Annotated in this window: 8 protein-coding genes and 1 riboswitch; of the genes, 6 read left to right on the top strand and 2 right to left on the bottom strand. The window is 69.0% G+C overall.

Annotated elements, in window-relative coordinates; translation table 11 throughout:
- Nucleotides 1-62: 62 nt before the first annotated feature.
- Nucleotides 63-164: riboswitch (TPP riboswitch) on the bottom strand.
- A 370-nt stretch (nt 165-534) separates the two neighbouring features.
- Nucleotides 535-1101, top strand: coding sequence for a hypothetical protein (locus IEQ11_RS04185; RefSeq protein WP_191821693.1), 567 nt, complete (start codon nt 535-537; stop codon nt 1099-1101).
- A 24-nt stretch (nt 1102-1125) separates the two neighbouring features.
- On the opposite strand, the gene IEQ11_RS04180 is transcribed toward IEQ11_RS04185, so the two are convergent.
- Nucleotides 1126-2262 (bottom strand): M23 family metallopeptidase, encoded by a 1137-nt coding sequence (locus tag IEQ11_RS04180; RefSeq protein ID WP_191821694.1) that lies wholly within the window; start codon nt 2260-2262, stop codon nt 1126-1128.
- 468 nt (nt 2263-2730) lie between these two features.
- Between IEQ11_RS04180 and IEQ11_RS04175 the strand changes: the two genes are divergently transcribed.
- The 4 genes from IEQ11_RS04175 to thrC all read left to right on the top strand — a co-directional run bounded on the left by IEQ11_RS04175 (nt 2731) and on the right by thrC (nt 8959).
- On the top strand, nt 2731-3270 hold the full coding sequence (locus tag IEQ11_RS04175; protein WP_191821695.1) for a YbhB/YbcL family Raf kinase inhibitor-like protein: 540 nt from the start codon (nt 2731-2733) through the stop codon (nt 3268-3270).
- 555 nt (nt 3271-3825) lie between these two features.
- Nucleotides 3826-6420 carry a bifunctional aspartate kinase/homoserine dehydrogenase I gene (gene thrA, locus IEQ11_RS04170; protein ID WP_191821696.1) on the top strand — a complete coding sequence of 865 codons (2595 nt, stop codon included), beginning with the start codon at nt 3826-3828 and terminating at the stop codon, nt 6418-6420.
- Nucleotides 6417-7400, top strand: a complete 984-nt coding sequence (locus tag IEQ11_RS04165) for a homoserine kinase (protein ID WP_191821697.1) — start codon at nt 6417-6419, stop codon at nt 7398-7400. The genes thrA and IEQ11_RS04165 overlap by 4 nt, the downstream gene beginning before the upstream one ends.
- A gap of 272 nt (nt 7401-7672) precedes the next feature.
- On the top strand, nt 7673-8959 hold the full coding sequence (thrC, locus tag IEQ11_RS04160) for a threonine synthase (RefSeq protein ID WP_191821698.1): 1287 nt from the start codon (nt 7673-7675) through the stop codon (nt 8957-8959).
- 89 nt (nt 8960-9048) lie between these two features.
- Here the strand turns inward: thrC and IEQ11_RS04155 are convergent, their stop codons facing one another.
- Nucleotides 9049-11235 carry a prealbumin-like fold domain-containing protein gene (locus IEQ11_RS04155; RefSeq protein WP_191821699.1) on the bottom strand — a complete coding sequence of 729 codons (2187 nt, stop codon included), beginning with the start codon at nt 11233-11235 and terminating at the stop codon, nt 9049-9051.
- An 81-nt stretch (nt 11236-11316) separates the two neighbouring features.
- On the opposite strand from IEQ11_RS04155, the gene IEQ11_RS04150 reads away from it, so the two are divergent.
- Nucleotides 11317-11643, top strand: a complete 327-nt coding sequence (locus IEQ11_RS04150; RefSeq protein WP_191821700.1) for a hypothetical protein — start codon at nt 11317-11319, stop codon at nt 11641-11643.
- Nucleotides 11644-11779 lie beyond the last annotated feature (136 nt).

The raw sequence follows: 11779 nt of genomic DNA, 5'->3' as shown, positions 1-11779 counted from the left end.
GTGGGCTCATGAGCGCGCTCTGGCGAGCAGGGACGAAGCGGGCGGCGCACGGCCACGGCGAGGCCGTGTCCGGCGAAGCTTCCCTACGGCGGTGTCAACCGCATCAGGTTCGAAGGGACTGTCTCAACCGCCGGCCCTGGGCCGCGGTACCCCCGCTTCAAGGCACATTAGACATGGAAACGGGCGTGGGCGCCAATTCGGCCGGGGATCGCGGCGGCAGGCGGCGGCGAACGAAGTCGCGGCATCTTTTGCGGGTAGGGCTCTGGCCCCGGCGCCTTTCGTTCAGATCGCTGTGATCCGACCGGTCGCATCGGGGCTCAAGCCCTTTGCGCAAAAGCCCCCGAGACGCGGATTTACCCGGTGCGGTCGCGAGCCAGCGTGCAGCGCTTACCGAAATCAGACGCGCTAATCAGGTTTGACCCGTCCGTCATTGCCGCGCGCGCGTCGAGCGGCTAGCGTGCCGGCATGACAAATCGTCCGCCCTGTGCGTTCGCCGCATTCGCCCTTACCTTCATGCTCGGGAGCTGCGCCACCATGAGTCACCCACCGCTCGACCCACCCGCGCCGGGCACCGAAGCCACCGCCGCTCAGGGCGCGGAACTTCTCGGACGTTTGAGGCCGTTATGCGGCAAGGCCTTCGCCGGCCGTATCGTCGCCGATACGCCGGCGAATACCGACGATACCTTCCAAGGTCGCCAGTTGGTCATGCATGTGCGCGACTGCACGCAACCAGACACCATTCGCGTCCCGTTCCACGTGGGCGACGACCACTCGCGCACTTGGGTGTTTCAACGCCTGTCCGACGGCGCGCGTCTCAAGCACGATCATCGCCACCGCGACGGCAGCTCCGATGCGATGACGATGTACGGCGGCGATCTGAGGCTCGGCGAGCACAGCGGCCGCTACGAATTCCCGGGCGACGATTACAGCAAGGCCATGTTTCGCGATCTTGGTCGCGAAGTCTCGATGGCGAACGTATGGGCGATCGAGATCGACGATGAACGTTTCGTCTACGAACTCGCCCGTCCCGGGCGCTTGTTCCGGGTCGAATTCGACCTGACCCGGCCGGTGCCCGCGCCTCCGCCGCCGTGGGGCGACTGAGGACGCGGGCGATACGCGCCGACCTCAGTTCGGGCCTGGGTTGGTGTAATAGCCGTAGCAGTAGTTCTGACCGTTCTTGGTCAGGTAGAACCGGCTGCAGTTGGTGTCGTAGCTGCTGCCGGTCGCGGTGATGCGATAGCCCGACAGGTAGGTGCCGTTGAGGTGGTAGAAGCTGCCGTTCTGCTTGAGCGACCAATGCTCGTGCGGACCGGTCGAGCTGCCTCCGTTGCACAGCGCCTGCGCCTGGGTGTTGGCCGGGTTGGCGATGGCGGTGTTCATCGACACGTTGGCGCCGGTGTTGTACTGGATGTTCATCAGGTGGTAGTAGGTCGTTGACCAACCGCCGGAATGCACGACTTCGGCGAAGCACGAGGAGTGGCGCTTGAACGAACCGGCCGCCGACGCCGACACCCAGGTGCCGCTCTGGTTGCTGCCCCAACCGCCGCCCAGCGACATGTCGAGCGAGGACATCGGGTAATTGCCCGAGCCGGTGTTGGTATGCGCGCCGCCGACGTGCCAGCGCGCGCCGCGCGGGAACGGGAACTGCAGCAGGCCGTTGGGCGACAGCGGCTGCACGTCCGGACCGGCCTTGGCGAAGCGATCGGAGGTCGGCCGGGCCTGCCGCGGTTCGTTGAACAAACGGCCGTAAATCAGCTGGAATTCGCCGTCGCCGCGCAGCGCGGCCGCCGGCTCGCTGTCGCCGGCGCGTTCGAACAGCGCCTGCAACGGGTTGGCGCGGGCCAGCGTCACCGGCCCCTTGGCGCCGTCGGGATCGCGCTCGTACAACGACTCGCGCAGCGCCAGCGCGACTTCGCGGGTCTGCGCGCCGAAGCCGTCGGCGCGGGCCAGCTTGCCGAACGGACGGTTCGACGCGCGCTTGGCGCTGACCGCGCCGCTTTGCTGCTCCATCAACGCGATCAGCACTTTCGGGCTGATCCCGCTGTAGCCGGCCCAATGCGAAATCTCTTCCGAATGCTTGCGCAGATGCGGCGCGTGCTTGGCCAGATAGGTGTCGGTGTCGAAGTCGAACATCTCGTCGTAGGAATAGACCAGATCCTCGCCCGACAACCCGCCGCGCTCCGCCGCTGCCGCCCCGCCGCAGATCGCGATCAACACGCAACCGGCCAACAGCGTGATTCTTGCTCCCGAAATCGCCTTCATTGCCTTAGCTCCCGATGATTGAATGAGCGAGCGTCGCGCGCCGCTCCGAATCGTCGTCGGGTCGGGTCGCGTGGTGGTCGATCGTTCGCATCCGTCGCTCTGTGGTGATGCGAGCAGCGAAAACTCTGGAGGCGGGGGCATGCCGTGTCGCGCGACGCAGGTCCGTTCCGATGGTTTCAAGTGAGACTGTTTCTCCAGTTCTGACATCCCGCTGCAACATTCGCCGCGGGATGGAATCCGCGGCGGCATCGACACATGCCGATGTCGGGTTGATAAACCACATAAATTCAGTATGAAATTCACCGCTCGCGCATTCGCCGCGTCGGTTTTCGATGGATGCGCGGGTCACAGCGGACCGGCGCCGCGTCGCCGCGATGGGTCGAAACCGCGGGCGGGCCCGGCATAATCCGCCCCTCGCGCCCTGCCCGCGCGCGCTGTTCCCCCTACCTTCCAACGGATCGGATCGCCATGAAATCGCTGTGCCGTCTCGTACTTCCACTGTCGCTGTTGTTGCTGTCGCCGTTCGTACACGCCGCCGACTTCGTGCTGGAAAGCGTCGACATCCACGAAGGCGACCGCATCAGCATCCGCCATGCCTATGCCGAGCTGGGTTGCAGCGGCGGCAACCTCGCGCCGATGCTGATGTGGCGCAATCCGCCGGCCGGCACGCGCAGTTTCGCGGTCACCGTGCAGGACCTCGACGCGCCCGGAGGCAACGGCGCGTGGAACTGGATCGTGGTCAATCTGCCGGCGGCAACCACCGAGCTCAAGGAAGGCGCCGCCGGCCTGCCGGCCGGCGCGGTGCAGACCCGCAACGACTACGGCCGCCCCGGTTACGGCGGCCCGTGCTCGCTGCCGGGCAAGACCCATCGCTACGAGTTTTCGGTGTGGGCGCTCAAGAGCGACAAGCTCAAGATCGACGCGAAAGCCAATGCCGCGCTGGCGGCTTTCATGATCAAGGGCAATGCGTTGGGGCAGGCGAAGATCACGGCGACTTACAGTCGTTGAGGCATGGGCGAACGTGCGGATAAGTCGCGTGCGCGAGGCGGTCGCGCGTGCGTGACGATTGATCGGTTGATTTCGTCGTAAGCGAGATGGCGCGGTCGCGGCTTGCGCCGCTCCTACAGGGAGCGATTGTAGGAGCGGCGCAAGCCGCGACCGCGACACCGCGACTACGGCGCATCGCACCCATCGCCCGGCACCAGTCCCGTATCGACCTCCCAACGCGGATCGGCCCGCGCCACGGCCCGATCCGCCGATCGACCGCCGAACCCGCCGCCCGCCACATTCCTCTCGATTGCCTCTTGACGCGCCGCACAACGGCGGGTTATTGCTAGCCCATGCACCCCGCCTTCGCCATCGACCGCAACGCCTCGACCCAGCCCTGCGGCTGGGTATCGCGCGTAGCGTCGATGTCGATTACCACCACCGGTACCGGTACCACTCCCACAGGGGTGCGGACGGGCGTGTCCAGCTAACAGACCACGCCGCTCCGCACCCGACCAGGGTGCGGGCCGCTGGCCTCACCCGAGTCGAGACGCGGAGCTCCACCAGGAGCTTTCCATGTCGTCCGCACCGCACCAAGCCGCTTTCGATGCCCAGCCCGACGTGGTCGAGGCCGATCCGTCCGAAGCCCAGTCCGAGCTTTCCGCCGCCCTGACGCCCGCCGCCGCGGCCGTCGCCCCGTTCGCATCCACCGCCGCATTGGCGCCGGCGCGTCACACCCACAAATTCGGCGGCAGCAGCCTCGCCGATGCCGATCGCTACCGGGTCGCGGTCGGCCTGCTCGACGATGGTTCGCCGCATCGCATCGCCGTGGTCTCGGCGATGCAGGGCGTGACCGATGCGCTGGTCGCGCTGGTCGCGGCCGCGCGCGACGGCCAGGATTGGGCGCCGGCCTGGGCCGCGTTGCGCCGCCGTCATCTGGACACCGCCGATTCGCTCGACCCGCATCGCCGCCACGGCACCCGCGCGGTGCTGGAAGCCGAATTCGACGCCTTGCGTGGCGCGCTGGAACGGGTCGCGGCGCAAGCCGACGATCAGTTCGCCGCCGCCCTGCCCGGACTGGGCGAAGTGTTGTCGTCGCATCTGATGCTGGCCGCGCTCGGCGGCGAAGCGGCCGGCTGGACCCGCCTCGACGCACGCGAGGTATTGGTCGTGCATCCCGGCGAAATGGGCGTCGGCGTGGACTGGGCACTGAGCCGCGAACGCCTGGATGCGTGGCGCAAACAACACGCCGGCCGCAACGTCGTCGTCACCGGTTTCGTCGCCCGCGACAGCCACGGCCGCGACACCACCCTGGGCCGCAACGGCAGCGATTACTCCGCGGCGATCTTCGCCAACCTGTTCGACGCCGACGCGCTGACCATCTGGACCGATGTCGACGGCGTGCTGTCGGCCGATCCGCGACTGGTGCCCGACGCGGTCTGCCTACCGTCGATGTCTTACGCCGAAGCCTGCGAACTGGCCTATTTCGGCGCCAAGGTGCTGCATCCGCAGACGCTCGCGCCGGTGCAGCAGCGCGGCATTCCGCTGCGCATCCGCAACACCCGCAACCCGCATTCGCCGGGCACGCTGATCAGCCTGCACTCGCAGGCCGACGGCGCGCCGGTGAAGGGCTTGAGTCTGGTGCACGACCTGGCCGTGCTTGAGTTGGTCGGCAACGGCATGGTCGGCGTGCCCGGCACCGCCGAACGTCTGTTCGGCGCGCTGCGCGGCGCGGGCGTGTCGGTGACGATGATCTCGCAAGGCTCGTCCGAGCATTCGATCTGTTGCGCGGTGCGCGCCGATCAAGCGCAGCGCGGACGCGCCGCGATCCTCGCCGCGTTCGCCGATGCGATGGCCGACGGCCAGGCGCAGGACGTCACCATCACCCCCGACATCTGCGTGCTCGCCGCGGTCGGCGACGGCATGGTCGGCCTGCCCGGTGTCGCCGCGCAGTTGTTCGACGGCCTGGCCAAGGCGCGCATCAACCTGCGCGCGATCGCCCAGGGCGCGGGCGAACGCAACATCTCGGTGGCGATCGGCGCGCGCGACGCGACCCGCGCGCTGCGCGCGGCGCACTCGGCGTTCTGGCTGTCGCCGCAATGCATTTCGCTCGGCCTGATCGGGCCGGGCAAGGTCGGGCGCGCATTGCTCGCGCAACTGGCCGCGGCGCAGCCGCGTTTCCAGCGCGATTCGCGTCTGGACCTGCGCCTGCGCGCGCTCGCCGACAGCCGCCGCATGCATCTGGCGCCGCGCGCGATGCCGTTCGACGAAGCAGGCGAGCACTTCGCCGCCGACGCCGAAGCCTTGGACCTGCAACGCTTCGCCGAACACGTCCGCGCCGAGCACATCCCGCATGCGTTGATCGTCGATTGCAGCGGCAGCGACGCGGTCGCCGCGTATTACCCGCAATGGATCGCCGCCGGCATCCACATCGTCACCCCGAGCAAGCACGCCGGCGCCGGCCCACTGGAACGCTACGAAGCGATCCGCGAGGCCTCGCGCAACGGCGGCCAGTTCCGCTACGAAGCCACGGTCGGCGCCGGCCTGCCGATCATCCAGACCCTGCGTTCGCTGCTCGACACCGGCGACGAGCTGACCGAGGTCGAAGGCATCCTGTCGGGCACGCTGGCGTGGCTGTTCAACCGCTACGACGGCCAGACCGCGTTTTCCGAACTGGTGCGCGAGGCGCATGCGTTGGGCTACACCGAACCCGATCCGCGCGACGATCTGTCCGGCACCGACGTCGCGCGCAAGCTGGTGATCCTGGCGCGCGAGGCCGGGCGTTCGCTGTCGCTGGATCAGATCGAGGTCGAAAGCCTGGTGCCCGAATCGCTGCGCGAGGTATCGAAGGACGAGTTCTTCGAACGCCTGCACGAACTCGACGCGCCGCTGCAGCAGCGCTTCGACGCCGCGCGCGCGGCCGGGCTGAGCCTGCGCTATCTGGCGCGGCTCGATCGCAACGGCCGCGCCAGCGTCGGCGTGGTCTCGCCGCCGCCGGGGCATGCCTCCTTGCACGGCGCGCTGACCGACAACCTGATCCAGTTCCGCACCCGCCGTTACGCGGATAATCCGCTGGTGGTGCAGGGCCCCGGCGCGGGCCCGGATGTCACCGCCGCCGGCGTGTTCGGCGACCTGTTGACGATCGCGCAAACCCTCGGAGCCCGTGCATGAGCGCAGCCTCGCCCGCTTCACCCGCCCGTTCCGATGCCGCGGCCGACGGCGCCCAGCAGGCGCGCGCGTTCGCGCCCGCCAGCGTCGGCAACATCGGGGTCGGCTTCGATGTGCTCGGTCATTCGATCGATGGGCCGCGCGATATCGCCACGGTGCGGCGCATCGACGAGCCGGTGGTGCGCATCCGCGCGATCCGCGGCGATGTGCCCGGCGCCGATTCGCTGCCGCTGGAGGCCGAACGCAACACCGCCGGCCAGGCCTTGATCAGCCTGCGCGCCAAGCTCGGGCTTGCGCATGGGTTCGAGCTGGAACTCGACAAGGGCATTCCGCTGGGTTCGGGGCTTGGCGGTTCCGCGGCGTCGTGCGTCGCGGCCTTGGTCGCGGCGAACGCCTTGCTCGCCAAGCCGCTGTCGCGCGATGCGCTGTACGAATTCGCGCTCGACGGCGAATCGGTGTCCAGCGGCAGCCGTCACGGCGACAACGTCGCGCCGATGCTGCTCGGCGGCGTGGTGATGGCGACCTCGACCCGGATGATTCCGTTGTCGGTGCCCGATTGGTTGCACGCGGTGGTGGTGCATCCCGATCAGGTGCTGGAAACGCGCCGCGCGCGGGCCGTGCTCAGCGACCCGTATCCGCTGTCGCTGGTGGTCAGGCAAAGCGCGCATCTGGCCTTGTTCCTGACCGGTCTGCAGCGCGGCGATACCCAACTGCTGCGCGAAGGCCTGGTCGACCTGCTGGTCGAACCGCGCCGCGCGCCGTTGATTCCAGGATTCGCCGCGGTCAAGGCCGCCGCGCTCGATCACGCCGCGCTCGGCGCGAGCATCTCCGGCGCCGGTCCGAGCTGCTTCGCCTGGTTCGCATCGAGGGCGCAGGCCAGCGTCGCCGCGCCGGCGATGCGCGCCGCGTTCGCCGAGGCCGGCTTCGATTCGCGCGCTTATGTCACGGCGGTGAGCGGGCCGCGCGCGGATGTGATCGGTTGATGTGGGTGGGGCGCGGTGGCTTGGGGGAAAAGCAAATCCCCCCTCGCCCCCCTTTTTCAAAGGGGGGAACGGCTCTGCGCGCATCTGGAGTTCCTCAGCTATCTGACGCCGCACTCCACGCCGCAAGCGCATTTGCGCAACGGCACATCATCACCACCCCACCTAACGCTTCCCCCCTTTGAAAAAGGGGGGCCAGGGGGGGATTTGCTCTTTGCTCTTAGCTCTTAGCTCCAAGCCCCCACCCCAACGCCGCCTCCCCCAAGAGACCGACCATGAATTTCCTCAGCACCCGCGGACGAACGCCGCCCACCGCCATCGACGCGGCGCTGTCGGCCGGCCTCGCGCCGGACGGCGGTCTGTATGTCCCCGAGCGATTCGCGACATTGGCGCAACCGCTCGACACCGACACCCTCGCCGACACCGCGCACGCCGTGCTCGCGCCCTACTTCGAACACTCCGCGCTGAAGCCGGACCTCGCCGAGATCTGCGCGCGCGCGTATTCGTTCGACGCGCCGCTGCGCCCGCTCGCGCGCGCCGACGATTGGTTGCTGGAGCTGTTCCACGGCCCCACCGCCGCGTTCAAGGACTACGCCGCGCGCTTTCTGGCCGAAGCGCTGGCCGGACTGAAGGCGCAGTCCGAGGCAGCCACCACGATCCTGGTCGCCACCTCCGGCGACACCGGCGCCGCGGTCGCCGCCGCGTTCCATCGCCGCGCGGGCTTCAACGTGATCATTCTCTACCCCGACGGCCGGGTCTCGCCGCGTCAGGCGCACGGCCTGGGCTGCTGGGGCGACAACGTGCAGGCGCTGCGCGTCGACGGCGATTTCGACGCCTGCCAGCGTCTCGCCAAACAGGCCTTGTCGGACGAAGACCTGCGCGCGCAACGCCCGCTGAGTTCGGCCAACAGCATCAGCCTGGGCCGTCTGTTGCCGCAGGCGGCCTACTACGCGCACGCCGCGTCGCGTCATTACGCGCAGCGCGGCGAGCCGCTCAACTTCATCGTGCCGACCGGCAACCTCGGCAACGCCTGCGCCGCGTTCGTGGCCAAGCGCATGGGCCTGCCGATCGGCGAGATCCGCCTGGCGACCAACGCCAACGACACCTTGCCGCGCTACTTCGCCGGCGCCGAATACGCCGCCCAGCCGACCCGCGCCACCCTCGCCAACGCGATGGACGTCGGCGCGCCGAGCAACTTCGAACGCCTGCGCCACTGGCATCGCGACGATGCGCAACTGCGCGCGGCGATCCGCGCCGACGGCGTCGACGACGCCACCATCGTCGACACCATACGCGCCGCGCCGCAACGCCACGGCATCGTGCCCTGCCCGCACACCGCGACCGGCCTGCATGTGCTGGAAACGCTGCGCGCGCAAGGCGACGAGCGGCCGTGGGCGGTGGTCGCCACCGCGCATCCGGCCAAGTTCGACAGCATCGTCGAGCCGCTGATCGGACATGCGGTGCAGCCGCCGCCGGCCTTGGCCGAATCGCTGGCGCGGCCGGCCTCGGCCGAGCCGATGGCGGCGGACTATGCGGCGTTGCGCGCGCGCTTGCTGGCCTGAGCTGTGCCCGAGCCGCCGGTCATGAAGCGACCGGCCCGGAGCCGATGTTCGCACGCGTCATCGCGATCCGATCGCGGCACCGGCGTTCGTCATCGCGGCATGCAGGTCAGGTCGAAGTTCACCGCTTCGCCGTCGGCCAACGGACCCAGCGCGATCCCCGCGCCTTGCAGCGACGCCACCGTCACCGCGCCCGGGCACGCGGCGCCAGAGCACGTCACCGCGGTGCAATCGAGGCCGGCCGAGGCCGGATCGCGCACGAGCGCGCCGGTCACGGCATCGGGACCGTGATTGGTCACGACGATGCGATAGACCGTGTTGGTTTCGCGCATCACCACATCGTCGGCCTGATCCAGCGCGCCCGCGGCCGGCGTATTGGTCTTGGTGATGGACAACGCGGACAAGGGATTGCGCGTGTTGACGAACGCGCAGGTGAAATCGTCGCCGGCCGCCGGCACCAGGTCGAACGTGGCGGCGGTGCCGGACGGTCCCGCGGTGCCGGACGCGTTGGCGTTCGTGCACGCATAGCTGCTCGCATAGTTGGCCAGATCGGCCCCCGCCGCCGCCGTTTCCGACAGCGTATAACTCGTGCCGGCGACGGCCGGATCGACCACCGCCTGCCCCGCCGCGGCGTCGCCGCTGCCGGTGGTGGTGAACGCCGCCGCTCCCGTGCCCGGCGGCGCGATGCTCAACACGAACTGGTCGGCGGCGGCGAAGCGTCCGTTCGGCAGGCGCTTGCCCAGGCGCACGATCGGCGAGCGGCCGTTGCGGAAGGTGCAGGTCAGCGACGCGCCGGCCGCCGTGGCCGCGCCCGGAATGGTCAGCGTGCCTCCGGCGACGCTGGTGCCGGCCACCGGCGCATTGGCGGCGTCCACGCAGGTGGCCGAATCCAGCACCCACCCGGCCGGGATCGTTTCGGCGATCGTGACGGCCGCGCCCGGCACGACGACGGCGCTGCCTTGCGCGCCGGCCGCGCCGGCATCGGCGTCGTGGAAAGCCGCGGTGCCGCTCGCGCTGGTGGTGACGACGGCGGCGCTCTGGGTGCCGGCGGCGAGCAGATCGGTATCGGCATTGCCGAAGACGTAGTCGAAGCTGCCGGTGGCGCCGTCGCTGATCTTCGCCAGCCGCACCTGCGATTGCCCGACGATGACGAAATCCGCGCTGGCGGTGGTCTGGGTGCCGCAGGTCGGCGCGCTGCTGAGCCAGTTGTTGCTCGAACCCGAGGCGCCGGGATTCACGATCTGGAAGCGGAACGATTCGCGCGGCTCGATCAACGCATCGGTCGCGGCATCGACATCGATACTGATGCCGTCGGGCGGATTGCTCGCGCCGGCGGCGCCCGGCGCGATTCCGCCGTCGAATTCCGCGCCCGCCGGGATCGCGATCAGCCAGATATCGCTGCCGGCGGTATGCGTCATGCTGGCGCCCGCGCCGACGGTGAGGATGAAATCGCTATCGAGCGCCGCCGCGTCGCCGTTGACCGGCGCGACGCGCTGCAGCGCGATCACCGTGCCGCCGGCCTGCGAGGTGCCGTTGAGGCGGATGAAAATATCGCCCAGGTCCTGCCCTTCGGGTTGCGGACCCGACGAGGTCGTGCCCCCGAGATCGACGAGCGGACGCAGGCTGATGCTGACGCTGTCGAGCAAGTTGCCGGCGCTGATGTTGCCGGTCGAGGTCGAGATGGCCTCGAAGCCCAGGCGCAGGATGCCGGAAACGCCCGCGCCGATCGTCGCGCTGCCGCTGCGGATGTTCCAGCTGCTGCCGGTGACGCTGGAGGTGGTGACGGTCTGCACCAGCCCGTTGGCCTGATCCTTGATCCGCAACGCCGCGCTGTCGGGATTGCTTCTGCTGCCCCCGAGAACGCGGCGACGGTGGGCGAAGCGATAGGTCAAGGTCTCGTCGGCGACCAGGCAGACATTCTGGTAAATCATCGAACCGACGAACGCGTTGAGTTCGACGAAGTTGTTCCCGGTGTTGGCCGCGACCGGGCCGGTGAGGTCCGGGTTGTTGTTGGATACCCAGGTTTCGACCGGATGACAGACGCCGACCACCCCGAAAGCCGGATCGCACTGCCCGGCCTGGGTCGGGTGCGAAGTGAACCAGGGATTCGATGCGTTCGCGCCGCCGTCGAACGTGGCGCCGATACCGAAATCGGTGTCCACCATCGCCCCCGAGCCGTTCGCCACGCCGAACTCCAGGTCGCCGTTGACGATCACGCGCGAACCGGCCTGGGCGAACACGCTCGGTGAGAACCAGGTCAGCCCCGCCCAGGCGAGCAAGGCGAAGGCACCCCGGCGGACCGCGCGCCGGACATCCGCCCGCCGCGACGACAGCGCGCCAAGACAGTTGCTGCTCGAGCCGTGCATCTGTGTTTCCCCCCTGCTGGCGCATCCGGCGCGCGCGGCATCCAGGTCGAAACACGCGGCACCCAGGGCCGACCCCGCTGCCTCGCGCCCGAATCGAATGCCGCGTCCCTGTGCGATCCGGTTGCCCCGGTTAAAAAGGAGGACACGATCTCATATCGGAGAAATATTTCAATTCAGGATGGCGCCGTCCTGATCGATCCCGCGCGGCCGGCCGCCGCCGCACAGGCAAGCCCGAAGGCGCGCCGCATGCCCGCGCCTTCGATCCGCGCCCAAGCGGAGGCGCAGGCCACAGTTCGCGATGGTTTTTTCAGAAACTATTGACAAGCCGCAAACGGGCATGCTCTTCTCGACCCCATGACGCAGCGCAACAACCACTCGCAGACGACTTCGCTCCAGGCTCCGGCCTCGAACGACGCCGCGCGCGTCGCGCTTCGCTCCGCGCCTTTGATCGCCACGA

This window comes from Lysobacter capsici (assembly GCF_014779555.2).
GTDB lineage: Bacteria > Pseudomonadota > Gammaproteobacteria > Xanthomonadales > Xanthomonadaceae > Lysobacter > Lysobacter capsici.
Note: the sequence above shows the minus strand (reverse complement) of the source record. Positions and strands in the feature narration are given on the sequence as shown.

Coding starts and splice junctions, on each gene's coding strand:
- IEQ11_RS04185 (WP_191821693.1), top strand. CDS start 535: ATGAGTCACCCACCGCTCGACCCACCCGCGCCGGGCACCGAAGCCACC.
- IEQ11_RS04175 (WP_191821695.1), top strand. CDS start 2,731: ATGAAATCGCTGTGCCGTCTCGTACTTCCACTGTCGCTGTTGTTGCTG.
- thrC (WP_191821698.1), top strand. CDS start 7,673: ATGAATTTCCTCAGCACCCGCGGACGAACGCCGCCCACCGCCATCGAC.
- IEQ11_RS04180 (WP_191821694.1), bottom strand. CDS start 2,262: ATGAAGGCGATTTCGGGAGCAAGAATCACGCTGTTGGCCGGTTGCGTG.
- thrA (WP_191821696.1), top strand. CDS start 3,826: ATGTCGTCCGCACCGCACCAAGCCGCTTTCGATGCCCAGCCCGACGTG.
- IEQ11_RS04165 (WP_191821697.1), top strand. CDS start 6,417: ATGAGCGCAGCCTCGCCCGCTTCACCCGCCCGTTCCGATGCCGCGGCC.